Below are 25,536 nucleotides of genomic sequence, written 5' to 3'. Positions count from 1 at the left end.
ATATACAGTATCGAGGCGCGAGGTTTATGACCAGTGCCGTTTGGCAGTCAGCGCTTTTGCGTGACCTGCCCCAAATCGTCACCCGAGGTGGTGCGCATGTCACTCTTGCGCAGCTCGGCCACATCACTGGCACTCACGGGCGCGCCCTGGTTGCCCCAGCTGCCGCGGATGAAGCTGACCACGTCCGCCACCTCCTGGTCCGACAAGCGCCAGGCAAATGCCGGCATGGTGAAGGTCGACGGAGCGGCGTGGGTTGCCGGCAAGGTGCCACCGTTCAACACGATGTTGATCATCGACGTGGCATCCGCCGTCTGCAGCACCGGGTTGCCCGCCAGTGCCGGGAACACGCGGGTGTAGCCGTGCCCATCGGTGCGGTGGCAGGCCGCGCAGTTGTCGATGTACACCGAGGCGCCCGGCTTGCTGTCATCACCCTTCCACAGCGCCTGGGCCACTTGCTTGTCGTACTGGTGCGGCTGGTCCTTGGGGTCCACCGCCGGCAGGCTTTTGAGGTAGCGGGCGATAGCGGTGAGGTCGTCTTGCGACATGTATTGCATGCTATGCACCACCACATCGCTCATGCCGCCAAACACCGCGCTGCGATCACTGCGCCCGGTCTTGAGAAATTGCACCAACTGCTCTTCGCTCCAACTGCCGAGGCCGTCCTTGTGATCGCCGCGCAGGCTTTTCGCAATCCAGCCTTCCAACGGCGCGCTGCCGGACAGGAACGCATCGCCGTCAGTGGCGCTCAGGGCCTTTTCCTGCATGGTCAGGGCGCGCGGCGTGTGGCACGCACCACAATGGCCGAGGCCTTCCACCAGATAAGCGCCACGGCTGACCACGGGGTCGGCGGCGGCTTGTACTTGATGCTCTTCAACAGCCGGCGCAAACATCCAGCGCCACGCCGCCAGGGGCCAGCGCATGCTTAACGGCCAGGGAATATCACTGTCTTTGTTCTCCTGGGCCACCGGCTCGACGCCTTTCATGAAATAGGCATACAGCGCCTGCATGTCGCTGTCGCTGACTCGCGCGTAAGACGGGTAGGGCATCGCCGGGTAAAGCGTACTACCGTTCTTGGCGACGCCATGGCGCACGGCCTTGTCGAAGTCTTCGAAGCTGTAGTCGCCAAGGCCGGTCTTGTCCGGCGTGATATTGGTGGAATAAATCACGCCGATGGGGGTTTCCATCGGCAGGCCGCCGGCGAATGGCTTGCCGCCCTTGGCGGTATGGCAGGCCACACAGTCACCGGCGCGGGCCAGGTATTCACCTTGCTTGATCAGCTCAGCTTCAGCCGCGCTTACCGAGCAACTGCTGAACAGCGCCAGAGAGGCGATAACGAGTGCTTTCATGGTCATCGCTCCTTATGCCTGAACCAGCGGGCCGGGGTTTTTCAGGTACTGCTCGCGGATCGCACGGGCCGACCAATAGGTCAGCGCCGCCACCAGCCCGGTAGGGTTGTAACCCAAACCCTGTGGGAAAGCGGACGCCCCCGGGACGAACACGTTGTGCACATCCCAGCTCTGCAGGTAGCGGTTCAGCGCGCTGGTTTTCGGGTCGGTGCCCATGATCGCGCCACCGTTGAGGTGGGTGGTCTGGTACGCCGCGGTATTGAAATGCTCACCGACTTTTTTACCCAGTACCGCAATCGCCTTGGGGTTCATGGCCTGGGCGACCTTGCCCATTTTGTCCATCATGAAGCGGTTCATCTTGATGTCGTTTTCCTGCCAGTCGAAGGTCATTCGCAATAGCGGCAGGCCGTAGGCATCGCGGTAAACCGGGTCCAGATCCAGGTAATTGCCCCGGTAGGACTGATGGGCGCCGTGGGCGTCCATCGACACCTGGTGGGTGTAGTAATCGGCAGTGGCGCGCTTCCACGCGCTGCCCCAGGCCGGCGTGCCCGGTGGGTTGGAGGTGCCGGCAATCGGCCGGCTGCCCGCCTGGTTGATCCACATCGGCGAGCCCCCCACGAAGCCGTGGGGGCCGTGGTCGAAGTTGTCGGCGTTGAAGTCGTCGATGGCCACGCCATTGCCGCCAGCGCCGATAAAGTTGTTGGTGTGGGTGTCCTTGTCGAAAAACACCTTGATCGTGCCCATGTTCTGGTAGGCAAAGTTGCGGCCCACCACACCTTCGTTGGTAATCGGGTCGTAAGGCTTGCCGATGCCCGACAGCAGCATCAGGCGCACGTTGTGGAACTGGAACGCGCCGAGGATCACCAGGTCGGCCGGTTGCTCGCACTCGCGGCCCTGGCCGTCGACATAGGTCACACCGGTGGCTTTCTTCTGGGTGCTGTCCAGGTTGACCTTGAGTACGTGGGAATTGGGCCGCAGCTCGAAATTCGGCACCTGGCGCAACGCCGGCAGGATGTTCACGTTCGGCGACGCCTTGGAGTACATGTAGCACACGTAGCCACTGCAAAAGCCGCAGAAGTTGCACGGGCCCATCTGCGCACCATAAGGGTTGGTGTAGGGCCCTGAGGTATTGGCGGACGGCAGGTTGTAGGGTTTGTAACCCACGTCAGCCGCCGCTTTCTGAAACAGCTGCGCGGAGACGGTGTTTTTCTGCGACTCCAGCGGGAACGGGTTCGAGCGATCCGGTGCGTAGGGGTTACCGCCACGACCTTCCCCCACCAACTGGCCTTTGACGGTCCAGGCCTGGCCGGAGGTGCCAAAGACTTTTTCCGCGTAGTCGAAAAACGGCTCTAGCTCTTCGTAACTGACCCCGAAGTCCTGGATGGTCATGTCCTTGGGAATGAAATTCTTCCCGTAGCGTTCTTCATAGTGGCTGCGCATGCGCAGCTCGATGGGATCGACACGAAAATGCACGCCCGACCAGTGCAGGCCGGCACCGCCGACACCATTACCCGGCAAGAAGGCACCGAGCTGACGGTTGGGCAGGGCGACGTCATTCACGCTATGGCGAATGGTCACCGTCTCCTTGGAGATGTCCTGGAAAAGTTTTTTACGCACGCTGTAGGTCAATTCGTCGATGACCTGGGGATAGTTACCGTCCGGGTAGGTGTCCTGCATCGGGCCGCGTTCCAGCGCGACCACGTTGAGGCCGGCTTCGGTCAGTTCCTTGGCCATGATCGCGCCGGTCCAGCCGAAGCCCACGATCACCGCGTCCACTTTCTTCATGATGGTCGCCACGGGTTATGCCCTCTCGCCGCGAATGGAAACAGCCGGGAAGGGGTATTGCTCGTTGCGCTCCACCCAGTCCATGAAATCGGCGCGGGCGCCGGGAAAACCGATCATGGTCCAGCCGACCATGCCCTTATTGCCGCCGTGGATCGGGTCGCAGAAAAAGCCTTCCTTGGTGTTCTGCAGCAACAGGTTGAAGAACATCTTGGCCGGCACCGCCTCGAAATGAGCGCTCACTTCACTGCCACCCGCCTCCAGGCGACGCAACATATCGTCTCGGGTAGCGCTGTCTTGCGCAGCAAAAGCCTTACCGTTGAACGCCTTCGACCACGCATCCGTCGCGGCGATACCCAGGCGATAGATCTCTTTGGGCACCAATTTGCTTTGCCAGCCCATTTCCGGCGCGGCATCGGTGTTGAAGGGGCCTTGCATGAACCACAGTGCGCCACTGGCGTACGGCGTGTTCATTTGACGGTCGATGTACTCCGCAGCGCCGGCTTCCAGGGCACCTGGGCCTTGGGCATCGGCGGGGATCAAACGCTCGACGGCGGCGTTGATGAACGCCCATTCCTCGGCGGTGAAGTAGGTTGGCTCATACGCCTTGTCACTGACCGCAGGCTTGGTTGGCGCCGCCTGGGCGGGCTCGGGTGTCGCCATCAGCATCGAACCGCCAAGGCCGGTGCTGGCAACCGTGACCACCGGGATCAAGGTCAAGGATTTGCGCAGAAAGTCACGCCGGGGGTTGTCTTGATCTTGATCAGACATGGGTGCACCTCATCATGTGGTCACGGATTGATCAGCCGCTTCTGGGAGCAGCGTGAAGAGTTGCCCAGAGAATGGGATCCAAAAGATAGATCACTCTGGCAAACAATAGTTACAAATGATAGCAGGCTAAGCATTGAGAAGACTGGCCCAGTGACAAAAACACCGGATCAGCCTTCAGGGTTCACGATTCTTTGACGAGCACCTCACACCTCATTCACCCCGTACGGACGACTCTGTGCACCATCAACACTGCCTTGGTCGGTACGCCCCCCATGTTAAAGATTCGATTGCTGCCAGCCCTCGGCTTGGCATTGATGGCCCTGTTCACAGGCGTTAATGCCGACGCGGAGGAGGTCTCCTCCATTCGCTCGCCTGAGTGGGCCCAGCCGGTGGGCGACCAATACAACCTGCACCAAATGACGCCTACGCTCTACCGCAGCGCTTTGCCTGACGCTGGCGCCGTGCCGGTGCTGGAGAAATTGAAGATTGGTACGGTGATCAACTTTTTGCCGGAGTCTGATTCGCCCTGGCTGAAGTCATCGGGTATCAAAGAGGTGCAGATCACTTATCGCACCAACCATGTCGAAGATTCCGACGTGCTGGCGGCACTGCGAGCGATTCAACAGGCGCAGGCCAGCGGCCCGGTGTTGATGCACTGCAAGCACGGCTCTGACCGCACGGGGCTGATGGCCGCGATGTATCGCGTGGTGATCCAGGGATGGAGCAAGGAAGAGGCGCTGAACGAAATGACTCTGGGCGGTTTTGGCACCAGCAGCGGCTTCAAGGATGGCGTTCGTTACATGATGCGGGCCGATGTCGACAAGTTGCGTACCGCCCTGGCGAACGGTGAGTGCAGCACCAGCGCGTTTGCGCTGTGCTCGATGAAGAGCTGGATCAGTACAACGGTCAAGGACGCCAAGTGAACGCAACGGCGGGAGCGAGCGTACTCGCTCCCGCAGCCACTCACTCTTTCTTGAGCTTGGGATTGGGGAAGAACTGCACCGCTTGCACCTTCGGGTCCGCCGGCGCTTTCAGTGCCGAGGTATTGACCCGCGTGCCCAACTCCTTGGGTACCGACAGCCCCTGGTCATTGAGCGTATCGGTATAACCACAGGCCACACATTCGCGGTGCGGTACGCTGTCTTCGGTCCACATCTTGAGCTTGTCCGGCTCGCTGCACGCCGGGCAGACCGCCCCGGCGATAAATTGCTTTTTGGTAATCACAGGCCCTTCACTCATGCTGCTGCGTCCTCACTCAGGCCACTGTGGCGCAAGAGTGCGTCAATCGACGGTGCACGTCCGCGGAAGTCTACGAACAACACCATCGGTTCCTGGGAGCCGCCCCGCGCAAGGATCGCTTCACGGAAGGCACGGCCAGTCTGGGCATTGAGCACGCCGTCTTCTTCGAACTTGGAGAAGGCATCCGCCGACAGCACTTCGGCCCATTTGTAGCTGTAATAACCCGCGGCATAACCGCCAGCGAAGATGTGCGCGAAGCTGTTAGGGAAGCGGTTGTAGGCCGGTGGGCGCATTACCGAAACCTCATCGCGCACGCCTTCAAGCACCTGCGCCACACTGCGACCGTCGCCGTGGGTGGCGTGCAATTCGAAGTCGAACAGCGAGAATTCCAGCTGGCGCACCATCATCAGGCCGGACTGGAAATTTTTCGCCGCGAGCATTTTTTCCAGCAGGTCCTGCGGCAGCGGCTCACCGGTTTCGTAGTGGCCGGAAATCAGCGCCAGGCCTTCAGGCTCCCAGCACCAGTTTTCCATGAACTGGCTCGGCAACTCCACCGCATCCCAGGCCACGCCGTTGATACCGGACACGCCGGCATGTTCGACGCGGGTCAGCAGGTGGTGCAGGCCATGGCCGAACTCGTGGAACAGGGTGGTCACTTCATCGTGGGTCAGCAGGGCAGGCTTGCCACTGTCGGCCGGGGTGAAGTTGCACACCAGGTTGGCCACCGGGCTCTGCAGCACACCGTCGAGGGTGCGGCGACGGTCGCGGGCGCCGTCCATCCAGGCACCGCCGCGCTTGTTGGCGCGGGCATACAGGTCAAAGAAGAAGCGGCCGACATGCTGGCCGTTTTCCTTGATCTCGAACAGGCGTACATCCGGGTGCCAGGCGTCGAAGCCTTTCTGCTCGGCGATTTCGATGCCGTACAGGCGCTGCACGATGGCAAACAGGCCGCCCAGTACCTTGTCGATCGGGAAGTAGGCGCGCAGCGCTTCCTGGGACACGCTGTAGCGCTGCTCGCGCAGTTTTTCGCCATAGAAACCGCTGTCCCAGCTTTGCAGGTCGGGGCAACCTTGTTCGGCGGCGTAGGCCTTGAGCTGTTGCAGGTCCTGCGTCGCGAACGGTTTACTGCGCTGGGCCAGGTCGCGCAGGAAACTCAGCACCTGGTCGCTGGACTCGGCCATTTTGGTGGCCAGGCTCAGTTCGGCGAACGAGGCGTAGCCCAGCAGCTGTGCCAGTTCCTGGCGCAGGTCGAGGATCTGCTCCATCACCGGGCCGTTGTCGTTCTGGCCGGCATTCGGGCCCTGGTCCGACGCGCGGGTGCAGTAGGCCGCGTAGACCTCTTCACGCAGGGCGCGGTCCTGGGCGTAGGTCATTACCGCGTAGTAGCTCGGAAATTCCAGGGTGATCAGCCAGCCATCAAGCCCTTTGGCCTGGGCGGCCGCAGCCATTTGCGCCTTGGCCGAATCGGTCAGGCCGGCAAGGGTGGCTTCGTCGGTGACGTGCCTGGTCCAGGCCTGGGTGGCGTCCAGCAACTGGTTGGAGAATTTGCTGCCCAGCTCCGAAAGCTTGCTTTGCACCTCGGCGTAGCGCTTTTGCTGCGCTGGCGGCAAATCAATACCCGACAGGCGGAAGTCGCGCAGCGAGTGTTCGAGGATGGTTTTCTGCGCCACGTCGAAACCGGCGGCCTCGGGGCTGTTGGCCAGGGCTTCGAAAGCCTGGAACAGTTCACGGTTCTGCCCCATCTCGGTGGAATAGGCGCTCAATGCCGGCAGGCACGCCTCATAGGCTTCGCGCAGCTCGGCACTGTTGCACACGGCGTTGAGGTGGCTGACCGGGCTCCAGGCGGCGCCCAGGCGGTCGTTCAGCTCGTCCATGGCCAGAATCAGGCCCGCCCATGTCGGATTTTTTCCCTGACTTTGCAGGATGTCTGCGATAGCCGCACGGTTATCGGCAAGGATCTGTTCGATGGCCGGCTGGACATGCTCGGCACGGATCGCCGAGAACGGCGGCAGGTCGTAGGGCTGCAGAAGAGGATTGTTCGCGCTCACGGTGGGCACCTTGGCTGAAGAAACTGATAAGACAAAGATGGGGCCATCTTAATTACAATCAACACCCACCGCAGCTATCAGTACAACAGAGAGAGGCTATCGTGACCCTTCGCACCTATCAGAACCACACGCCCACCCTGGGCTCCGGGGCTTTTGTCGATATTTCGGCGGTGGTGATCGGCGATGTCGAAATCGGCGCCGACAGCTCAGTCTGGCCCTTGACGGTGATTCGCGGCGACATGCACCGCATCCGCATCGGCGCACGCACCAGCGTGCAAGACGGCTGTGTGCTGCACATTACCCACGCCGGCCCGTTCAACCCGGACGGTTTTCCGCTGCTGATCGGTGACGACGTGACCATCGCTCATAAAGTCATGTTGCATGGCTGCACCGTGGGCAGCCGCATTCTGATCGGCATGGGCAGCATCGTGATGGACGGCGCCGTGGTGGAGGATGACGTGATCATTGGGGCCGGCAGCCTGGTGCCGCCGGGCAAGACACTCGCCAGCGGCTTTTTGTACGTTGGCAGCCCGGTTAAACAGGTCCGCCCGCTCACCGACAAGGAGCGTGCCTTTTTCACCTACAGCGCGGCGAACTACGTGAAGCTCAAAGACCTGCACATCGCGCAAGGATTCGACCAATGACCTTGCACCACCCCACCGTCCTGTTTGACCTCGATGGCACCCTCACCGACCCGCGCGAGGGCATCACCCGTTCGATCCAGTACGCCCTGGGCAAACTGGGCATCGATGAGCCGGACCTGACCAAACTCGAACACTTCATCGGCCCGCCGTTGCTGCAAGCGTTCATGCAGCTCTATCGCTTCGACGAGGCCAAGGCGTGGGAGGCGGTGAATTTCTATCGCGAGCGCTTCAAGGTGACCGGGCTGTATGAAAACCAGGTGTTCGACGGGGTGATGCCCTTGCTGGAAGAGCTGAACAGCCAGGGCCGCCAGCTGTATGTGGCCACTTCCAAGCCGTGGGAGTTCGCCCGCGAGATCGCGCGGCATTTCGACTTCGCCAGGCACTTCAAGGTGATTTACGGCAGCGAGCTGGATGGCACACGCACCAACAAAGTCGAGCTGATCGCCCACCTGGTGCGCGAAGAGGGGCTGGACCCGTCCACCACCTTGATGATCGGTGATCGCAAGCACGACCTGATCGGCGCGCGCAGCAATGGGCTGGACTCGGCGGCGGTAGGGTATGGGTTTGGCAGCTTTGAAGAGCTGCATGCCGAGGCGCCCACCTGGCACTTTGAAACAGTGGCCGAGTTGCACCAGGCGTTCATGCGCCACCGTTAACAGGCCACGTTGTCTTTCAAGGCCTGCGTCTGCGCACCGGAGCACTTGCCGCCGGTGCGCTTGCACGGTGAGCGGATATTCCACTGGTCAGCCTGTTTTTCCTGCGCAGATAGTCGGCTTTATTGAGGTGCAAGGCGGCCAACAAAGAAAAATAATGGGTGTTGGCCTCCGCACTGGTGGCCAGTGAAATCCTCTCACTGCGTAGTCGGTCCAAGTAGGACGACAACGTCTCCTCGGTGGCCGAACTACCGCCTTCATCGTGGGTAGCGAGCGCGCTGTGAGTGACCATGAATGAATGTATGAGCGATTTCCTCTGTAGAAGACCGCTCCAGAAAATTGCGCTGAAAATACATCAGTCGTTTTAAGCCTGGCATCGTCAGCGTGCCGGACTCCAATGTGCCTCTGGCTGAAATCGCCTCAACGGTGGTCCTGCCTTCATGGTGCTCCATGACACTTATTCTGTGAAAGTTGTCATGGTAGTAACTCACCGCAGACATCGTTTCCTGCAGGTTGCTCGCGCCTTGCCTTGCCCCGAAAAACCGCGCATTCAGCTGATTTAGTTCAGTTACGTTAGCGGGATCATCGATCGCCGCATACGCTGCATTCAACAGCGCAGAAGCCGACTCCGCACCCGCGACGAGCTTGTGATAACTGGGTGACCCTACCCACAATGAATGACGGATTTCATCCGAAACGTTGCGTACCGCGGCTAAACCTACGCCACCGGCGACGAACGCGCCAAAGGCGACCGAGGCGCCCACAACGCCCGTCAGCTTGGCCCCTAGCGCAGCAACCCCGCCCAGTACCACGCCTTGTGCAGCGCCCTGGGCCACGTTGTGCCCAAGGCTTGGCAACCTGCCTCGACCTGCCGAACTCCAGTCGGTGGGCAAGGAGGTAATCATCCCTTGGCGATCAACCCTGTTCATCGGGTTGTTGTGCACCATCCGGTATCGATTCAGCCCGTCAATCGTGCCTGCCGGATCCGGGCTGATCCAACGCTGCAACCAGGGCGCGTAGTAACGCAACCCGTAGTAATAAAGCCCTGTCGCATCAAGTTCCTTGCCACTGTAGCGGCGAGTCTTGTAGCTGGCCTGAACGGCGCTTCTCGCCGCCCACCCTGCAGTGCCGCCAAATGGGTAGTAACTTTCCTGACTGATCAACAGGGCCTTTTCATCCAGCTCCAGGGTGCTGCTGCCCAAGTGATCCGACAGGTTGCAACGAATGGAATGGTTCGCAAGTTCAGCAGGGCGACCCTTTTCCCATTGAAGTATCCGCACGCTGTAGCGGCCGACTTCAATATTCAAGACATTCAGCCATTGGCCACTGGCACTGTCGCGCCGTACTTCCAGCCCCGGCAGATAGCACACCTGCGCACGATGAGTGAGCGCACGCGCCCGGGATATGCAGTGTTTTATCACCCGCCGACCGGCGGCATCATAGCCGTACAGCTCTTGATCGTTAGCCCCATCCTCACGGGCCACCAACACAACACTGGCCAATCGGTTGGACACATCCCAGTTCAGGGTCTGCCCACGCTCAAGTTGCTGCTGGTTACCATTGAGGTCAAAACCCTTGCCCAATCCGGGCGACTCGATCAATGGGCCTGTACTCGGCAGACTTTGGTTGCCCACCGTCGCTACCTTCATCGTCCGCGTGTAGCCGCTGCCACTGCTAGGCACGTGCTGCAGCTTTTGCAGGTTGCCATCGGCGTCATAGGTATAGGTGCGGGTGTAGTTGCGCCATTGGCTATCGTTTGCCGCGCCGAAAGTGGCCCGCGTGGGCAGTCCCGGTCCAGCGCTGTTGTGCGCATTCTCCCGCCCCCTGGCCTGGACCAACTGATAGAACGTGTCATAGGCATAGCGGCTGACCGCTATGACCTGGGCGTTGCTCGACCACTGGATGGGTTGGGCTGCGTCGACAATCTTGATTACGTTGCCGACGTGGTCGTAGCTGTACGTCAAATCCTGCAATCGTTCTTTCTTTGCCCCGCTGCGATAGGTCAATAGTCGCTCCAGCCGCTGACTGCGTGCGTCGTAGCTCCACTTGCTTACCACGCCGTTGCCAGCGCGTTGGGTGATCACTTGGCCACTGGCGTTGTAGCCAGCCCCAGCCGCGATGACCTGACGAGTACCGCCCGCCAGGGTGACGCCCACTTCCAGTAGCTCACCGATGCGTCCATAACGACTGTCTTTCACATTGTTTTTTGCATCTACCTGCTGAAGCTCTTCCCCCAGCGCACTGAAACGCCATGACGTCACGAAGTCTTCATCCTGCAATAACGCTTCTCGCTGTGTGGCTTGCAAGGGCCAGTTGACCGTTGCAGTCTCTCGAAGAAAACGCTGTGCCTGCCTTACTACATGCCCCTGCAGCCCATAGGCCTCAAAGCGCGTCCTGAGGCACTCGCCGTCATGCACCACCAGCCGGCCGCAGCGATTGTTCACCGCCTCAGCCGTTGAATTAGCGGCATATTCCAACCTTTCTACACAGCGCTCAGATGACTCATCGGCCGCCTGCTCGAACACTGCCACGGGCCGCAGCGAAGCGTCATAAGTGCACCTACGGTGAGCGCCGCGACCGTCCCACCTGTGCAACCACTGACCTGCGGCACCCAGCAACGTCAAGCGCCAGCCCGCATCCGTGCTGTCGATGTAGATCGGCTGGCCCCCGAGGCTGCAGGCCGTCACGTGACTGGCTTTTTTCACCCCCTGCGAGTCACTGGCCATCCACTGACGCGGCCCGTACTGCTGCACGAGGAAACCCGAAGCGTTGAACACTTGGCGGCCGATACGCGCCTCAAGCTCGACCTGGGCAGTCGCCCGGTAGTAACCAACCGTGCGCACAGCCAATCCGCGTGGATCGATCGCCGTCAAGGTTGGGGTGTTCTGATGCAGGGACATGAGTAAAACCTGAGACTGTAAAGGTCAGGAAACTTTAATCACCGCGCCTCAGAGCCGTGCGATACGTAAATATCACTTGTATCCAGGCGCCTCGGCGGCCATCTCCTGGTGCCCGTTCATCAATTGCTGCAAACGGGCCTTGCGCTCTGGCGCAGCCAAACCGCCCAACGCCTGCACCGCCCGATAGAACCTGACCCAATCCCCGCCTTCCTGCCGAAACAATGCGGCAAACGCCGGCACCCATTGGTCATACAGTCCGAAAGGCAACAGCCGGGCGTTGTTCATCGGCTGGTTGATCCAGGCGTCATAGCGCTTGTCACCGCCCCATTGGCTGTCGCGCAGTTGCTGGTAGTCGTTGCGCAAACGCTCGAACGCTGCCGCTTTGCCCGCCCGCATCGCCTCGGCGGGCAGCGGCTGGGCGTAGAGGTTTTCCAACCGTTTGCGGGTATCGAGAATCAGCTGGATAAACTGGTCACGCTGCTGCAACGCCGCATCGCTGACGGGCGCCAGGCCACGGGCGGCTCGCCATTGGCGGGTACCTTCCTGCTCGACGAAGGTAGCAAATGACTCATTGAAGCCGGTGTCGTCCTTCAGATAGAAACGCTGATGCGCCAACTCGTGGAAGATCAACGTGGCCAGGCGCTCATCGCCCCAGTGCATCATCGTATTCATGATCGGGTCGTTGAACCAACCCAAGGTGGAATAGGCTTCGACGCCGCCGATCGACACGTCCATGCCTTGTTGACGCAGCAACGCCGCCTCACCGCGCGCCGCGCCCTGGCTGTAATAGCCGTGGTAGGCGACGCACCCGGCGATGGGAAAGCAGTGATTTTCAGGAGACAGAGAAAATTCCTGCGTGGCGAAGACATTCCACACCACATAGGGCCGGCCAATATCGGCGTAGAGCCGGTAGCTTTGATTGTCTGGCAAGTGCAACTGTTGACTGGCGAAAGTGCGGGCTTTCTGGGATTGCACAAGATGCTCGCGCAACCCTTGAGGCCGGGCCGGATCGGCGATGACCTCGGCCACCGGTTGCCGCGCACACAGCAGCTCCCATTGGCCACTGGCCAATTGGCTGTAATAACTGACGCTGGAGCAGCCGCTGAGCAGCACAACCATCAGCCCTGCAAGAAAACGCCTGATCATGCCGCGACTGCTCCCAAGTGGTGTATCCGCCAGGCCGATGCGCTTGAAATGAATTTGAATTTTCCACGTGATGGCATGTTTATACTCAAAATACCTTCTTGCGTTGAGTACCTGCCATGCGCCCGTTTCTGTTTCCCGTCGCCGCCCTATTGCTCAGCGCTTGCACATCGACACCCGTCCCACCCGTGGACCCGCAGCAGGCCTGGGTAGACTTCACCACGCCGACACCGGGCGCCAAATTGGTCATGGCGCAGCGCCTGGATGGGAAAAACCTCGACGATGGGCGTTTTTTCCAGATGCCGCCCGGAGCCCACGAACTGATGGTGCGCTTCGACTTCGAAGTGCCCGCCGGCGGTGGGTTGGGAGGGCTCAGCCAGATGATGTATCGAACCTGCTTCATGACCCTGCAGTACGACCACTTCCAGGCCGGGCAACGCTACGTACTGGAAGGGCGCTCACTAGCCTTCACGCCCAACATCCGCCTGTATGACTCGGCGCGTCAGTTGCTGGCCGAAGAGCGCAGTGTGAACTGCATCTGATCAATCGTTGTTTTTCTGGTAGATGATGCGTTTGGTGCCGTTTTCGCACGAACCGACAATCATGGCGCTGTCATGGTTCTTGGCTTCTTCGGCAGTGATGATTTCCAGGGTGTAGGACGGGATCGCCTTGGCCTGGATGTTCACTTCGATTTCCTTTCTGAGCTCTTCGCAATCTTTTGGCGCGGCCACGGCCGAAGTGGCCAATACACCGCAGATGATTGCCAAAGCAAAACGTTTCATGTGTGTAGCTCCCTGAATGCATTGCGCACGGATGTGCGGCTAAGGCTGCATAAGCTATAGGACCACATCCATGAAACACGAGTTCTGATTTAACGCAGAACTAAATGTGGGAGGGGCTTGCTCCCGATGACGATTAGTCAGCCAGTGCTTGCGTGGCTGATATACCGCTATCGGGGGCAAGCCCCCTCCCACATGGAAAGCGCGTCAGTCAACCAGTGTGGCATCCAGGGTGATGGTTGCGTTCAGCACCTTGGACACTGGGCACCCTTCCTTGGCCTTTTTGCTCAGCTCGTCGAACTGCGCCTGGCTGGCTCCAGGGATCTTGGCTTTCAGAGTCAGGTGCACCGCGGTAATCGCAAACCCACCGTCGACCTGGTCGAGGGTCACTTCGGCCTGGGTGTCGATGCTGTCAGCCTTGAGGCCTGCATCGCCGAGGATCATGGAAAACGCCATGGAGAAACAGCCGGCGTGGGCCGCACCGATCAATTCTTCAGGGTTGGTACCCTTGCCGCCTTCGAACCGGGCCTTGAAACCGTAAGGCGCTTCGCGCAGCACGCCAGTTTCCGTGGAAATGGAGCCCAGGCCGGTCTTCAGATCGCCTTCCCAATGCGCGGATGCCTTTTTAACGATACTCATAGCTTTCTCCTCGAACGGTGGTTTTGCGTCAGTAAGCTTCTGAGGATAGACGCCGTGGCAAAGTTCACCTTGTCGGAAAAACCTACCAATTAAGTAGGAAATTTCACGACTGCTATTGAATCTCGGGTATATGCCCTCATTGCTGGGTACATGCACATGAAGCGGCAGGTTTTGGTTCGTCTAAGAAGCCTGCGCCCCAATTTGGAGAAGCAGGCTATGAAATCACTGTCCGACGTAAAATTCTCGACGCTCGACCTGGTGCCTGTGCGCGCCAATGGCAGTGCCGCGCAGTCGCTGCACAATTCCCTGGACCTTGCCCAGCATGTGGAAAAGCTCGGCTACAACCGTTTCTGGGTAGCTGAACACCACAACATGGACGGCATCGCCAGCTCGGCCACGTCGGTGTTGCTCGGCTATCTGGCGGGTGGCACCTCGACTATCCGCGTCGGCTCCGGTGGCGTGATGCTGCCCAACCATGCGCCGCTGGTGATCGCCGAACAGTTCGGCACCCTGGAGAGCTTGTACCCCGGCCGTATCGATCTGGGCCTGGGCCGCGCGCCCGGCTCCGACCAGATGACCGCCCGCGCCCTGCGCCGTGAACGCTCCGGCAGCGCGGACGACTTTCCCGAAGACGTGGCCGAGCTGATGGCCTACCTCGGCCCACGCACGCCCGACCAACGCGTGATCGCGGTACCGGGCACCGGCACCAATGTTCCGGTATGGCTGCTGGGTTCGAGCCTGTTCAGCGCGCAACTGGCCGGCGAACGTGGCTTGCCCTACGCCTTCGCCTCGCATTTCGCACCACGCCTGATGCATGAAGCGATTCGCGTGTACCGCAATCACTTCAAGCCTTCGGCCGTGCTGGACAAGCCCTACGTCATGCTCGGCATTCCGCTGGTCGCCGCTGACACCGATGAACAAGCCGACTACCTGGCGACCTCGGTGTACCAGCGCATTCTCGCGCTGATGCGTGGGCAAAGCCTGGTGCAGCGCCCACCGGTGAAAACCATGGACGGCCTGTGGCTGCCCCATGAAAAAGAGGCGGTGGGCAGTTTCCTCGGTTTGGCGATGGTCGGCAGCCCGGCGAAGATCCGCGCCAAACTCGAGGTGCTGATCGAGCAGACCGGCGCCGACGAACTGATCTTTACCTGCGACCTGTACGAGCACGCCGACCGGATTCATTCCTACGAATTGCTGGCGCAGGTGATGAAGGGCTAAATTCCAGATAAAAAAACACCGACGCGCCTGTGGCGAGGGAGCTTGCTCCCGCTGGGCTGCGCAGCGGCCCCAAAGGAGCGCTACGCACTCCAGCGGGAGCAAGCTCCCTCGCCACAAGTGCGTCGGTGAATGTCTGCAGCACGGGTTATCCGCGCTTGTAGACGATTTCCTTGGTGCCGCCTTCACAGCTGCCAATCACCTTGGCATCGGCTGCTGAACCTTTGTCGACAACATCCAGCGAATAGTGCTGAACGCCTTTAGCATCGAGCTTCGCAGCCAATTCGCTTTTCAGCTCTTCGCAAGGCTTCCCGGCCGCCAGGGCCGTGCCTGCGATGCTCAACAAACCTGCCGCTAACAGAAACTTCTTCATCCGATACTTTCCTTGCGCTGGTTCAAAAGAGCGTGCCGACGCTTGAGACGTCGACACGTGTTGGGTGTAGCGCAGGTTATGGCAATCGGCCAGCGGTCAAAGTTCCACGCGCCCGATCAACTACTGGCGATTCGGAATCCCACCTTGAGCGTGACCTGGAAATGCGCGGCCTTGCCGTCCTTGATGTGGCCCCGGGTTTCGGTCACCTCAAACCACTCCAGGTGCTTGATGCTTTTGTTGGCTTCCGCCAGGGCGTTATTGATCGCATCTTCGATGCTGGTGGTGGATGAACCCACCAGTTCGACTTTCTTGTAGGTGTGATGATCACTCATGGCGTTTCTCCTGTGGGTCGTCAATCAAGACTAGCAGTGAATATTCGTACTGCTTGAGGCGACCGCTTGGCTGCGAAAGTTCAGATTTAATGCACTTTCTGAAACCGCCGCAGTCGGTATTTACACACGCCACTCAATCACTTCAGGAGATGTCCACATGGCCAACACTTCTTTACGCAAAGCGTCGCTGGAAAGCATGGAAGCCGAGATTTCGAGCCTGCTCAAATCCCTTGAGAGCCTCAAGGACGACGCATCCGATGAGTCGCGCAAAACGCTGAAGGCCCTGAAAAGCAATGCCGAGAATGCCCTCAAGCACTCCCGCCACCTGATCAGCGACGCCTATGAAGAAAGCAAAGTCAAAATTCGCGAAACCGGTGTTGCCACTCGCGACTACGCACAAGAGCACCCATGGACCACAGCGGGCGTGGCTGTCGGCGCGCTGGGCCTGCTGGCCGCTTACCTGCTGTGCAAACGCGGTGACTAAACCGGTTGGCGCGCCAGCTCAGCCTTGAGCCATTGCGCCAATTGCCCGGCGCGCCCGTCTGCGGCGCGCTTGGGTAGCCACAACGCCAGGTGCGCCGGGGTTTCACTGAAGCCCCACGGCGCCACCAGGCGACCCGCTCGTAGGTCTTCTGCCACCAGCGGTTGCGGCGCGATGGCCACTCCCAACCCTGCCACTGCCGCTTCCAGCAAATAATACAAATGTTCAAAACCCTGGCCGAGCTTCAGTGCGTCGGGCTCGATCCCGTGTTGCTGCGCCCAACTGGGCCAGGCTTGCGGGCGTGAAGTGGTGTGCAACAGTGCTTCGCCACACAATGCAGCAGCAGGCGCGTGGCGCATGCTCGCGTAGCCGGCAAACCGCGGACTCATTACCGGGCCGATACGCTCGCTGGCCAGCTCGTACACCTGCATATCCGCCGGCCACGGTGGCTCGGCGAACACCAGCAGCGCGTCCAGCCCTGGGCGACGCGGGTCCAGATCGCCTTCGCCCGCCGACAGGTGCAGACGCAAGTCAGGCAGGTCCGCATTCAAGCGGCCCAAGCGTGGAATAAACCAGCGCGCCAGCAAACTGCCTGAACAGCCGAGCACAAAAGGTGCGTCGGCGCTGTTTTGGGTGAGTTCGGCGCACACGTCCCGTAGCCGTTCAAACGCCTCGGCACTGGCGTCGCGCAATCTCGCGCCGGCATCTGTGAGTTTAAGGCCGCGACCTTCCTTCACGAAGAGGCTGACGCCCAAGTGCTCTTCCAGCACTTTCAACTGGCGACTGATCGCGCCATGAGTGACGTGCAATTGCTCGCCGGCCTGGCTGACGCTGCCGAGGCGGGCGGTGGCTTCAAATGCGCGCAGCGCGTTGAGTGGCGGAAGGTCTCGACTCATCTGTGAGTTTTCCTGACAGGTTTCGGCGATCTTATCGGTTTTCAGCCGGGAACGGCAGGGGTAGAGTGGCCCTCATTGTTTTCTGCATCCATTCTTTCCTGGAGCGTCCCATGACTCAGTCCCAGTCCGATCTGCGCAACGGCCCTGACACCAACGGCCTGTTTGGCGCGTTTGGCGGCCGCTACGTCGCTGAAACCCTGATGCCGTTGATCCTTGAGCTGGCCCGTGAATACGAGGCGGCCAAGGTCGATCCGGCGTTCAACGAAGAACTGGCCTACTTCCAGCGCGATTACGTCGGACGCCCAAGCCCGCTGTACTTCGCTGAACGCCTGACTGAGTTCTGCGGCGGCGCCAAGATCTACCTCAAGCGCGAAGAGCTCAACCATACCGGCGCGCACAAGATCAACAATTGCATCGGCCAGATCCTGCTGGCGCGGCGCATGGGCAAGAAACGCATCATCGCCGAGACCGGCGCCGGCATGCACGGCGTGGCCACCGCCACCGTCGCCGCGCGCTTTGGCCTGCAATGCGTGATCTACATGGGCACCACCGACATCGAGCGCCAGCAGGCCAACGTATTTCGCATGAAGCTGCTGGGCGCCGAAGTGATCCCGGTGGTCGCGGGCACCGGCACCCTCAAAGACGCGATGAACGAAGCCCTGCGTGACTGGGTGACCAACGTCGACAGCACCTTCTACCTGATCGGCACCGTGGCCGGCCCGCACCCGTACCCGGCCATGGTGCGCGACTTCCAGGCCGTCATTGGCAAGGAAACCCGCGACCAGCTGCAAGCCCAGGAAGGCCGCCTGCCGGACAGCCTGGTGGCGTGCATCGGTGGCGGCTCCAACGCCATGGGCTTGTTCCACCCGTTCCTGGATGACACCAGCGTCGAGATCATCGGCGTTGAAGCGGCCGGCCATGGCATCGAAACCGGCAAGCACGCCGCCAGCCTCAACGGCGGGGTGCCCGGTGTATTGCACGGCAACCGCACCTTCCTGCTGCAGGACGACGATGGCCAGATCATCGACGCCCACTCGATCTCCGCAGGCCTGGACTACCCCGGCATCGGCCCCGAACACGCCTGGTTGCACGACATCGGCCGCGTCCAGTACACCTCGGTGACAGACGATGAAGCCCTGGAGGCATTCCATAAATGCTGCCGCCTGGAAGGGATTATTCCGGCCCTGGAAAGCGCCCACGCCCTGGCCGAAGTGTTCAAGCGTGCACCGACCCTGCCCAAGGATCACCTGATGGTGGTCAACCTGTCCGGCCGTGGCGACAAAGACATGCAGACCGTGATGCACCATATGGAAACCAGCCAGCAGGAGAAACACTGATGAGCCGCCTGCACACCCGCTTTGCGCAGCTGAAGGAACAAAACCGCGCCGCCCTGGTGACCTTCGTCACCGCCGGCGACCCGGGGTATGACGCCTCGCTGGCCATCCTCAAGGGCCTGCCCGCCGCCGGCGCCGATGTGATCGAGCTGGGCATGCCCTTCACCGACCCGATGGCCGACGGCCCGGCGATCCAGCTGGCCAACATTCGTGCACTGGAAGCCAAGCAGAACCTGGCGAAAACCCTGCAGATGGTCCGCGAGTTCCGCAAGGACAACAACGATACGCCGCTGGTGCTGATGGGCTACTTCAACCCGATCCACAAATACGGCGTGCCGCAGTTCATCACCGATGCCAAGGAAGCCGGCGTAGACGGCCTGATCGTGGTGGACATGCCGCCCGAGCATAACGGCGAGCTGTGTGACCCGGCCCAGGCCGCCGGCATCGATTTTATCCGCCTGACCACGCCGACCACGGACGATGTGCGCCTGCCGACGGTACTCAATGGCAGCTCAGGCTTTGTGTACTACGTGTCGGTGGCCGGCGTGACCGGTGCCGGTGCCGCTACCCTGGAACACGTCGAAGAGGCCGTGACCCGCCTGCGCCGCCACACCGACCTGCCGATCAGCATCGGTTTCGGTATCCGTACACCCGAACAGGCAGCCGCCATTGCGCGCTTGGCCGAGGGTGTCGTCGTGGGTTCGGCGCTGATCGATCACATCGCCAATGCCAGCAACGACCAGCAAGCCATCGATGGCGTATTGAGCCATTGCGCGGCGCTGGCCGAAGGCGTGCGTAACGCTCGCCGGTAAACGCGTCGGTTCCTATTCTTGCGCTAGGCTTGTGGGTGACATTTCGTCACCCACAAGCACTTCATGCCTATTGCCGTCTAACCGCCTCTGCAAGCCTCGCGCCGTTCTTGCCTCCCGGTCGTTAAGTTAGCTGCATCAGAAGTCATCTTTGGCTCTCAGGAGTACATCATGGCATTTGATCTCATCACGTCTTCGGACCCCCGTCACTCAACCCTGCAGAAAGGCTTCAACCTGCGCTGGCCATTGGGCAACGTGCAGGGCGAATCTTCGCCCAATGGCGCTGACTTCATCTACATCTGCCGCAGTTCGGACGACATCATTGAAGCCGCCGCCCAGGCGCTGGCGCAGGATTGCGGCCGTATCACGGTGCGCAGCGGCGGCCATTGCTACGAAGGTTTTGTCTCCAACAGGATGCCCGGTGACGCCAGCGAAGTGCTGTCGATCCTGGATATCAGCGCGTTGAATCAGGTGGTCTACGATGCCGACGGGAATATTCCTTCGCAGTTGGTAAACGAACGGCCTGAGCGCTACCGCTTCCGCCTGGAGGCCGGTGGGCAGAATTGGGATGCCTACGTCAGCCTGTACAAACTCGCCAATAAAACACTGCCGGGCGGCTCATGCTATTCGGTGGGCCTGGGCGGGCATATCTGCGGCGGCGGCTATGGGTTGCTGTCACGCAAACACGGCCTGGTATGCGATTGGCTGCACGGTGTGGATGTGTTGGTGCCAAACGCATTGGGCACCGGCCTGGAACCGGTGCATGTGTCCCGAGACAGCACAGACCCTGACGAGCTTGATCTCTTCGCGGCGTGTTGCGGCGCAGGAGGCGGTCAGTTCGGCATCATCACCAGCTACTACTTCAAGGCATTGCCCGACGCGCCAAAGGAGGTGCTCTGGCTGGCATTGGAATGGGATTGGTCGCTGCTGACCGAAAAAACCAGGCTCGACGACCTGCTTGTCGCTTACCAGGACTGGTTCGCCCGCAATCAGGGCAACCCCGACACCTGGGGCCTGGCCACCAAACTGGAGATGCGCCATCAGCACACCGGTAACGTGACCCTGGGCATCCATTACGTTGATCGGGACGGAGGGCTGGCGGACCAGGCGCCCTTCGAAGATTTCGTCGCAAACATGCTCGGTGCCATCGGCCTGCCCGCGACCGAATGCCTGGTTCCGTTTCACGTCGTGCATATGCCAAACGGCGGCGCCCGCGGACGTACCATCCAGGCGTTGCCGGACGCGTTGGCGGCCGCACGACGCCTGGATTGGCTGGTGTGCCAGCAAACCTTGAACGGCTCGGGGGACAACCTGCGTGGGCGCTACAAGTCCGCTTACCAAAAGGGTGAATTCACACCCCAGGTGCTCCAGGCGATCTGGGACACCCTGCACCTGCTCGACCCCGATGAACACTTGACCCAGAGCCTGATACAAATCCAGTCGTTTGGCGGGCGCATCAACGAGCCCACACCAGCGGTTCGCAGAGAGTCGTCAGCCTCGCAGCGCTCGTCCTATCTGAAGTGGCAACCGCAATGCTATTGGCACGATGCCAGCGAGGCAGCCGACCAGGCCCACGCACGATGGATTCAGGGACTGTTTTTCCAAGCCTTCGCCAATGACCAGGGCGTTCCCCTGAATGACCAGTTCGAGGGCTGCTACATCAACTACCCGGACCTGGACATGACCCATCTGGGCGGCAACCCGGCCAATCCGAAAAACCCCTATTGGTACAAGATTTTCGTTCCAGATCTCATGATCGAAAGCCGCCTGCGGCGCACCAAGCGGCATTGGGACCCGCACAACCTGTTCCGTAACGAGATGACCGTGCCGTAACGTCGAAAAAAAGGGCGACCTCAAGGTCGCCCGATTTCACAGCTCGATCCGCTCGACCTTGCCCACCAGCAACACGTAGGAAAGCGCGCCAAGCAACGCCAGCACCGCGATATAGGTAATCGCTGGCGCAAACGAATCACCGCTGGCGAGAAAACCAATCACGATTGGCGTGGCAATGGCCGACAGGTTGCCGATGAAGTTGAACACCCCACCGGTCAGCCCCAGCAAACGCGCAGGTGCAAGGGTGGACACCAGCGACCAGGTGATCGACGCCAGGCCATTGCCGAAGAACGCGATTGCCAGGAATGCAATGACCCAGGCTGTCGAGTCTACGTAGTTGGCGCCGATGATCGCGGTGGAAATCAGCAACCCGCCAATGATCGGCAACTTACGCGCAAAGCCCACCGAGGCGCCCCGACGAATCAGCCAGTCGGAAAAAATCCCCGAGCACAGGACGCCGACGAACGCCGCCAGAAAGGGCAGCGAAGCCAGCAGGCCGGACTTGATGAAGTCCATGCCGCGATATTTCACCAGGTAGGTCGGGAACCAGGTCAGGAAAAACCACAGCGTGGAGTTCAGGCAGAACTGGCCCAGGTAGATGCCCCAGAGTTTGCGCTTGCTCAGCACAATGCCGAGGTCGACCCAGCTGAACGGCGCCTTGGCGGCTTTTTCCTGCATGTCCACCAGGCCGCCACCGTCGCGGATCAGCTCGATTTCGGCGGCGTTGGCGCCTTTGAAATCTTTCGGCTCGCGGTACACCGCATACCAGACAACCGCCCACAGAATGCCGACGCCACCGGTGGCAACGAACACCATGTGCCAGCCGAACGCATGCTGCAGCCAGGCCAGTACGGGCGTGAGAAACGCCAGCCCGACAAACTGCCCGGAGGTATAGACGCCAATCGCGGTGGCGCGCTCGCGCTCGGGGAACCAGGTGGTCACAACCCGGCTGTTGATCGGGTAGGCCGGGGCTTCCAGGGCGCCGACGGCCATGCGCAACACGAACAACGCGATGAAGCTGGCGGCAAAGCCCAGCATCACGGTGGCGATGGACCACAGCAGCAGGGCGGCGGTGTAGAGAATGCGCGGCGGAACACGGTCCACCAGCCAGCCGCCAGGGATCTGCATCGCCGCGTAGGTCCAGCCGAATGCGGAGAAAATCAGCCCGACGTGGACAGGGTCGATGCCCAGCTCACTGGTCAGCGCAGGGGCGGCAATCGACAGGTTGCTGCGGTCGAGGTAGTTGATCACCACGGTGATGAACAGCAGCACCATGATGAAAAAGCGCTTTCGGCTAGGCGTGACTAAAGAAGCCTGCCCGGTGAAGGATTCAGGTTGCATGGGAGGTGCCTCTTTTTATGTTTATTGAGGTCTGGAACAGGACTGACTGAAGAAACCGAATCAAATGTGGGAGGGGGCTTGCCCCCTCCCACATTTTTGACCCTGTTGTTTCAGTTAAAAATCACCACTCGGCGAAACTGCCGTCGGCATGACGCCAGATCGGGTTGCGCCAGCGGTGGCCGATGGCCGCGCGTTCGATCACGTACTCCTCGTTGATCTCAATGCCCAGGCCCGGCCCGTTGGGGATCTTCACGAAGCCCTGTTCATAGTCGAACACACCCGGGTCGCGCACGTAGTCGAGCAGGTCGTTGCTCTCGTTGTAGTGGATGCCCAGGCTTTGCTCCTGGATAAACGCGTTGTAGCAGACCGCATCCAGTTGCAGGCAGGCCGCCAGGGCAATCGGGCCCAGCGGGCAATGCAGGGCCAGGGCCACATCGTAGGCTTCGGCCATGTTGGCGATCTTGCGGGTTTCGGTGATGCCGCCGGCGTGGGAAGCATCCGGCTGGATGATGTCGACGTAGCCTTCGCTGAGCACGCGCTTGAAGTCCCAGCGCGAGAACAGGCGTTCGCCCAGTGCAATCGGGGTGCTGGTCAGCGGTGCCAGCTCCTTGAGGGCCTCGTAGTTTTCGCTGAGCACTGGCTCTTCGATGAACATCAGCTTGTACGGGTCCAGCTCCTTCATCAGGACCTTGGCCATGGGCTTATGCACGCGGCCATGGAAGTCGACGCCGATGCCCACGTTGGGGCCGACCGCATCGCGCACCGCAGCGACGTTGGCCAGGGCCAGGTCGACTTTTTCAAAGCTGTCGACGAACTGCAGCTCTTCGGTGCCGTTCATTTTCACCGCAGTGAAGCCGCGCGCCACGGCTTCTTTGGCGGCGCGGGCGGTGTCGGCCGGGCGGTCGCCACCGATCCACGAATACACGCGGATTTTGTCACGCACCTGGCCGCCCAGCAGGTCGCTGACGGAAACGCCCAGGGCCTTGCCCTTGATGTCCCACAGCGCCTGGTCGATACCGGCGAGGGCGCTCATGTGCACCGCGCCACCACGGTAGAAACCGCCGCGGTAGAGCACGGTCCAGATGTCTTCGATATTGCGTGGGTCTTTACCGATCAGGTAGTCGGACAATTCTTCGACGGCAGCGGCCACGGTGTGGGCGCGACCTTCAACCACGGGCTCACCCCAGCCGGTGACGCCCTGGTCGGTCTCGACCTTGAGGAAGCACCAGCGCGGCGGGACGATGAAGGTCGTCAGTTTGGTGATTTTCATCTGTTATCTCTCTTGTAGATGCGGCGCCAGCAGGCGCGAAACTTGAAATCAGCCGAGGGCTTTCCAGGCCGCGACATACGCCTGGGCGCGGCTCGCGACCTGCTCCACACTCATGCCCGGTTTGAACAGGCCCGAGCCCAGGCCGAAGCCTTTGGCACCGGCGTCGGTGAACACCTGCATGTTGTCCGGAGTAATACCGCCGACCGGCAGCAACAAGGTGCCCGCCGGCAATACCGCCAGCCACGCCTTGATCACCGCCGGGCCCATTTGCTCGGCCGGGAACAGCTTCAACACGTCGGCGCCTTCGGCCAGTGCGGCAAACGCTTCGGTCGGCGTGGCGACGCCCGGCGACAGGTACAAGCCCGCCGCTTTGGCCGCACGCAAGACCTTGGCATCACTGTGGGGCATGACGATCACTTGCCCGCCAGCGGCCTTGACCTGCTCGACCTGCTCGGGCGTCAACACCGTACCGGCACCGATCAGGCAATCGGCGGGCAGGCTGTCACGCAGGGTACGGATGCTGGTGTAGGGATCGGGCGAGTTCAGCGGCACTTCGATCACGCGAAACCCGGCCTGGTACAACACCTGGCCGACGGCTTCGGCTTCGTCCGGGCGCACACCGCGCAGGATCGCGATCAAACCGTTTTGTGCGAGTGCTGTCTTGAGCATGTCAGGCCTCCGTTACAGGTTGAGTGAGCCCGGCCGCCACTGCCAGTTGCCACAAGCCGCGCTCGCTGGCTTCCTGCGCCAGGCTGACGTGGGCAAAGCCGCAAAGGGCGAGGGCGCGTTGATAGCGGGCGCAGAGGGCGGCGGCGCCGACCAGGATGATCGGCTTGCGCTTTGCGCTGTCGGGTAGACCGGCGAGTTCATGGCCGATGAGCAGGCCGGACAGGTAGTCGGGCTGCTGCTCAGGGGTGAGTTCGGCGGTGAGCCCGAGGGTGCGGGCGCTGAAGAGGGTCGAGAGCACGCCGCGTTGGCCGTCAGCCGACAGCGCGACACGCACGCCCCGGTCGAATGCCTCGGTCTGGAAATGTTCGGATGGTTTCTGGGTACGTCCAAGGATGCTGTAGCTGCTCAATACGGCGAACAGCTCGCCGGTCATGAACGTGTCGAAGTGCGTGATACAGCCCTCGACCACCTCGACCCACTTGGAATGGCTGCCCGGCAGGCCGATCAGTACGTCGCTCGCAAGCCCGTGCAGCACGCCGAGCACCTGGGTTTCTTCGCCGCGCATCACATTGGGCAGGCCGACCTGTTCGATCACGCCCGGCACGATATGCACATCCACGCCACGCACGCTGCGCACCTTGTGCAACGCCTGGCCCAGGCGGGCGACATCGACCGGGGTGTTGCGATAAGCCGCTTCGCTCCAACCCTGAGCGCTACCGACCATGCCACAGGCGATCACCGGCAGTTCGGGCTGGGCGTCGAGCCAGTCGCCACAGGCCGAATCGAAGGCCAATTCAAAACCGTTGCTGCAACGAACACCGGCGATGTCACGCGGTTCGCTGGGCAAATGCATGATGCCCGACGCCAGTGAGCGTTGTTCCAGCACCACGCCTGCGGGGCCGAGTTTGTAAGCACGAAGGGAGCTTGTTCCCCAATCGAGCGCGATCAATTGCGCCTGCATCGCTTCACCTGAAATGAGTGGGTGCTGAAAAAAGCAGATGGGCGAATATAAACCTATGCCTGTTTAAATCTCAATATA

Annotated in this window: 25 protein-coding genes; 9 read left to right on the top strand and 16 right to left on the bottom strand. The window is 60.9% G+C overall.

The features are described 5' to 3' along the window. Positions 1-47: 47 nt before the first annotated feature. The 3 genes from C4J94_RS00265 to C4J94_RS00255 are packed head-to-tail and all read right to left on the bottom strand — an operon-like array spanning position 48 to position 3,899. A complete protein-coding gene (locus C4J94_RS00265) occupies positions 48-1,346 on the bottom strand; it encodes a cytochrome c (RefSeq protein WP_124384475.1) in 1,299 nt (432 codons plus the stop codon). 12 nt (positions 1,347-1,358) lie between these two features. After that, positions 1,359-3,143: a GMC family oxidoreductase gene (locus C4J94_RS00260; protein WP_124384474.1), complete on the bottom strand. Its 1,785-nt coding sequence runs from the start codon at positions 3,141-3,143 to the stop codon at positions 1,359-1,361. Between the two features lie 3 nt (positions 3,144-3,146). Beyond that, positions 3,147-3,899, bottom strand: coding sequence for a gluconate 2-dehydrogenase subunit 3 family protein (locus C4J94_RS00255; protein ID WP_124384473.1), 753 nt, complete (start codon positions 3,897-3,899; stop codon positions 3,147-3,149). A 272-nt stretch (positions 3,900-4,171) separates the two neighbouring features. On the opposite strand from C4J94_RS00255, the gene C4J94_RS00250 reads away from it, so the two are divergent. Further along, entirely contained in the window at positions 4,172-4,822 is a 651-nt protein-coding gene (locus C4J94_RS00250; RefSeq protein WP_124384472.1) for a dual specificity protein phosphatase family protein, read from the top strand. Between the two features lie 40 nt (positions 4,823-4,862). On the opposite strand, the gene C4J94_RS00245 is transcribed toward C4J94_RS00250, so the two are convergent. Beyond that, complete coding sequence (locus tag C4J94_RS00245) at positions 4,863-5,138, bottom strand: YheV family putative zinc ribbon protein (RefSeq protein ID WP_124384471.1); 276 nt, start codon at positions 5,136-5,138, stop codon at positions 4,863-4,865. After that, a complete protein-coding gene (gene prlC / locus C4J94_RS00240; RefSeq protein WP_124384470.1) occupies positions 5,135-7,186 on the bottom strand; it encodes an oligopeptidase A in 2,052 nt (683 codons plus the stop codon). The genes C4J94_RS00245 and prlC overlap by 4 nt, the downstream gene beginning before the upstream one ends. A gap of 101 nt (positions 7,187-7,287) precedes the next feature. On the opposite strand from prlC, the gene C4J94_RS00235 reads away from it, so the two are divergent. Both C4J94_RS00235 and C4J94_RS00230 read left to right on the top strand, forming a co-directional pair. Then, positions 7,288-7,830, top strand: coding sequence for a gamma carbonic anhydrase family protein (locus C4J94_RS00235; protein ID WP_124384469.1), 543 nt, complete (start codon positions 7,288-7,290; stop codon positions 7,828-7,830). Further along, positions 7,827-8,486, top strand: coding sequence for an HAD family hydrolase (locus C4J94_RS00230; protein ID WP_124384468.1), 660 nt, complete (start codon positions 7,827-7,829; stop codon positions 8,484-8,486). Before C4J94_RS00235 ends, C4J94_RS00230 begins: the two co-directional genes overlap by 4 nt. Positions 8,487-8,740: 254 nt before the next feature. Here the strand turns inward: C4J94_RS00230 and C4J94_RS00225 are convergent, their stop codons facing one another. Then, positions 8,741-11,383, bottom strand: coding sequence for an RHS repeat domain-containing protein (locus C4J94_RS00225; protein ID WP_124384467.1), 2,643 nt, complete (start codon positions 11,381-11,383; stop codon positions 8,741-8,743). 72 nt (positions 11,384-11,455) lie between these two features. Continuing rightward, positions 11,456-12,529 carry an aminopeptidase gene (locus C4J94_RS00220; protein ID WP_124384466.1) on the bottom strand — a complete coding sequence of 358 codons (1,074 nt, stop codon included), beginning with the start codon at positions 12,527-12,529 and terminating at the stop codon, positions 11,456-11,458. 116 nt (positions 12,530-12,645) lie between these two features. Between C4J94_RS00220 and C4J94_RS00215 the strand changes: the two genes are divergently transcribed. Further along, positions 12,646-13,068, top strand: a complete 423-nt coding sequence (locus C4J94_RS00215; RefSeq protein ID WP_124384465.1) for a hypothetical protein — start codon at positions 12,646-12,648, stop codon at positions 13,066-13,068. On the opposite strand, the gene C4J94_RS00210 is transcribed toward C4J94_RS00215, so the two are convergent. Together C4J94_RS00210 and C4J94_RS00205 are read right to left on the bottom strand one after the other, a co-directional pair. Then, positions 13,069-13,308: a DUF1161 domain-containing protein gene (locus tag C4J94_RS00210; protein WP_003233678.1), complete on the bottom strand. Its 240-nt coding sequence runs from the start codon at positions 13,306-13,308 to the stop codon at positions 13,069-13,071. A gap of 204 nt (positions 13,309-13,512) precedes the next feature. Continuing rightward, entirely contained in the window at positions 13,513-13,944 is a 432-nt protein-coding gene (locus C4J94_RS00205; protein ID WP_124384464.1) for an OsmC family protein, read from the bottom strand. Positions 13,945-14,160: 216 nt separating this feature from the next. On the opposite strand from C4J94_RS00205, the gene C4J94_RS00200 reads away from it, so the two are divergent. Then, positions 14,161-15,162 carry an LLM class flavin-dependent oxidoreductase gene (locus tag C4J94_RS00200; protein WP_124384463.1) on the top strand — a complete coding sequence of 334 codons (1,002 nt, stop codon included), beginning with the start codon at positions 14,161-14,163 and terminating at the stop codon, positions 15,160-15,162. A gap of 145 nt (positions 15,163-15,307) precedes the next feature. Here the strand turns inward: C4J94_RS00200 and C4J94_RS00195 are convergent, their stop codons facing one another. Then, the gene (locus tag C4J94_RS00195) at positions 15,308-15,532 is read right to left on the bottom strand and encodes a DUF1161 domain-containing protein (RefSeq protein ID WP_124384462.1); all 225 of its coding nucleotides are present in this window, start codon (positions 15,530-15,532) and stop codon (positions 15,308-15,310) included. Positions 15,533-15,648: 116 nt separating this feature from the next. After that, positions 15,649-15,864: a dodecin gene (locus C4J94_RS00190; protein WP_005783406.1), complete on the bottom strand. Its 216-nt coding sequence runs from the start codon at positions 15,862-15,864 to the stop codon at positions 15,649-15,651. Between the two features lie 157 nt (positions 15,865-16,021). Here C4J94_RS00190 and C4J94_RS00185 point away from each other — a divergent pair, with 157 nt between their 5' ends. Next, a complete protein-coding gene (locus C4J94_RS00185; RefSeq protein WP_003170746.1) occupies positions 16,022-16,348 on the top strand; it encodes a YqjD family protein in 327 nt (108 codons plus the stop codon). On the opposite strand, the gene C4J94_RS00180 is transcribed toward C4J94_RS00185, so the two are convergent. Beyond that, a complete protein-coding gene (locus C4J94_RS00180) occupies positions 16,345-17,241 on the bottom strand; it encodes a LysR family transcriptional regulator (protein WP_124384461.1) in 897 nt (298 codons plus the stop codon). The genes C4J94_RS00185 and C4J94_RS00180 overlap by 4 nt on opposite strands. 110 nt (positions 17,242-17,351) lie before the next feature. On the opposite strand from C4J94_RS00180, the gene trpB reads away from it, so the two are divergent. The 3 genes from trpB (at position 17,352) to C4J94_RS00165 (ending at position 21,217) form a co-directional block, all read left to right on the top strand. Next, positions 17,352-18,578 carry a tryptophan synthase subunit beta gene (gene trpB, locus C4J94_RS00175; protein WP_124384460.1) on the top strand — a complete coding sequence of 409 codons (1,227 nt, stop codon included), beginning with the start codon at positions 17,352-17,354 and terminating at the stop codon, positions 18,576-18,578. After that, on the top strand, positions 18,578-19,387 hold the full coding sequence (gene trpA / locus C4J94_RS00170) for a tryptophan synthase subunit alpha (protein ID WP_124384459.1): 810 nt from the start codon (positions 18,578-18,580) through the stop codon (positions 19,385-19,387). Before trpB ends, trpA begins: the two co-directional genes overlap by 1 nt. 168 nt (positions 19,388-19,555) lie before the next feature. Next, positions 19,556-21,217 (top strand): FAD-binding protein, encoded by a 1,662-nt coding sequence (locus C4J94_RS00165; protein WP_124384458.1) that lies wholly within the window; start codon positions 19,556-19,558, stop codon positions 21,215-21,217. Between the two features lie 36 nt (positions 21,218-21,253). On the opposite strand, the gene C4J94_RS00160 is transcribed toward C4J94_RS00165, so the two are convergent. The 4 genes from C4J94_RS00160 to C4J94_RS00145 all read right to left on the bottom strand — a co-directional run bounded on the left by C4J94_RS00160 (position 21,254) and on the right by C4J94_RS00145 (position 25,458). Beyond that, positions 21,254-22,558: an MFS transporter gene (locus C4J94_RS00160; protein ID WP_124384457.1), complete on the bottom strand. Its 1,305-nt coding sequence runs from the start codon at positions 22,556-22,558 to the stop codon at positions 21,254-21,256. A 121-nt stretch (positions 22,559-22,679) separates the two neighbouring features. Further along, positions 22,680-23,828, bottom strand: coding sequence for a galactonate dehydratase (gene dgoD / locus C4J94_RS00155; RefSeq protein ID WP_124384456.1), 1,149 nt, complete (start codon positions 23,826-23,828; stop codon positions 22,680-22,682). 48 nt (positions 23,829-23,876) lie between these two features. Then, on the bottom strand, positions 23,877-24,497 hold the full coding sequence (locus tag C4J94_RS00150) for a 2-dehydro-3-deoxy-6-phosphogalactonate aldolase (protein WP_124384455.1): 621 nt from the start codon (positions 24,495-24,497) through the stop codon (positions 23,877-23,879). A 1-nt stretch (position 24,498) separates the two neighbouring features. After that, the gene (locus C4J94_RS00145; RefSeq protein WP_124384454.1) at positions 24,499-25,458 is read right to left on the bottom strand and encodes a 2-dehydro-3-deoxygalactonokinase; all 960 of its coding nucleotides are present in this window, start codon (positions 25,456-25,458) and stop codon (positions 24,499-24,501) included. Positions 25,459-25,536 lie beyond the last annotated feature (78 nt).

This window comes from Pseudomonas sp. R5-89-07, assembly GCF_003851685.1.
Taxonomy (GTDB): Bacteria; Pseudomonadota; Gammaproteobacteria; order Pseudomonadales; family Pseudomonadaceae; genus Aquipseudomonas.
This window is presented reverse-complemented; position numbering and strand designations above follow the sequence as displayed.

Bases quoted from the DNA above. Each gene is read 5' to 3' on its own strand.
- C4J94_RS00265 (WP_124384475.1), bottom strand. From the start codon at position 1,346: ATGAAAGCACTCGTTATCGCCTCTCTGGCGCTGTTCAGCAGTTGCTCG.
- C4J94_RS00255 (WP_124384473.1), bottom strand. From the start codon at position 3,899: ATGTCTGATCAAGATCAAGACAACCCCCGGCGTGACTTTCTGCGCAAA.
- C4J94_RS00250 (WP_124384472.1), top strand. From the start codon at position 4,172: ATGTTAAAGATTCGATTGCTGCCAGCCCTCGGCTTGGCATTGATGGCC.
- C4J94_RS00245 (WP_124384471.1), bottom strand. From the start codon at position 5,138: ATGAGTGAAGGGCCTGTGATTACCAAAAAGCAATTTATCGCCGGGGCG.
- C4J94_RS00230 (WP_124384468.1), top strand. From the start codon at position 7,827: ATGACCTTGCACCACCCCACCGTCCTGTTTGACCTCGATGGCACCCTC.
- C4J94_RS00225 (WP_124384467.1), bottom strand. From the start codon at position 11,383: ATGTCCCTGCATCAGAACACCCCAACCTTGACGGCGATCGATCCACGC.
- C4J94_RS00220 (WP_124384466.1), bottom strand. From the start codon at position 12,529: ATGATCAGGCGTTTTCTTGCAGGGCTGATGGTTGTGCTGCTCAGCGGC.
- C4J94_RS00215 (WP_124384465.1), top strand. From the start codon at position 12,646: ATGCGCCCGTTTCTGTTTCCCGTCGCCGCCCTATTGCTCAGCGCTTGC.
- C4J94_RS00210 (WP_003233678.1), bottom strand. From the start codon at position 13,308: ATGAAACGTTTTGCTTTGGCAATCATCTGCGGTGTATTGGCCACTTCG.
- C4J94_RS00205 (WP_124384464.1), bottom strand. From the start codon at position 13,944: ATGAGTATCGTTAAAAAGGCATCCGCGCATTGGGAAGGCGATCTGAAG.
- C4J94_RS00200 (WP_124384463.1), top strand. From the start codon at position 14,161: ATGAAATCACTGTCCGACGTAAAATTCTCGACGCTCGACCTGGTGCCT.
- C4J94_RS00195 (WP_124384462.1), bottom strand. From the start codon at position 15,532: ATGAAGAAGTTTCTGTTAGCGGCAGGTTTGTTGAGCATCGCAGGCACG.
- C4J94_RS00190 (WP_005783406.1), bottom strand. From the start codon at position 15,864: ATGAGTGATCATCACACCTACAAGAAAGTCGAACTGGTGGGTTCATCC.
- C4J94_RS00185 (WP_003170746.1), top strand. From the start codon at position 16,022: ATGGCCAACACTTCTTTACGCAAAGCGTCGCTGGAAAGCATGGAAGCC.
- C4J94_RS00180 (WP_124384461.1), bottom strand. From the start codon at position 17,241: ATGAGTCGAGACCTTCCGCCACTCAACGCGCTGCGCGCATTTGAAGCC.
- trpB (WP_124384460.1), top strand. From the start codon at position 17,352: ATGACTCAGTCCCAGTCCGATCTGCGCAACGGCCCTGACACCAACGGC.
- trpA (WP_124384459.1), top strand. From the start codon at position 18,578: ATGAGCCGCCTGCACACCCGCTTTGCGCAGCTGAAGGAACAAAACCGC.
- C4J94_RS00165 (WP_124384458.1), top strand. From the start codon at position 19,556: ATGGCATTTGATCTCATCACGTCTTCGGACCCCCGTCACTCAACCCTG.
- C4J94_RS00160 (WP_124384457.1), bottom strand. From the start codon at position 22,558: ATGCAACCTGAATCCTTCACCGGGCAGGCTTCTTTAGTCACGCCTAGC.
- dgoD (WP_124384456.1), bottom strand. From the start codon at position 23,828: ATGAAAATCACCAAACTGACGACCTTCATCGTCCCGCCGCGCTGGTGC.
- C4J94_RS00150 (WP_124384455.1), bottom strand. From the start codon at position 24,497: ATGCTCAAGACAGCACTCGCACAAAACGGTTTGATCGCGATCCTGCGC.
- C4J94_RS00145 (WP_124384454.1), bottom strand. From the start codon at position 25,458: ATGCAGGCGCAATTGATCGCGCTCGATTGGGGAACAAGCTCCCTTCGT.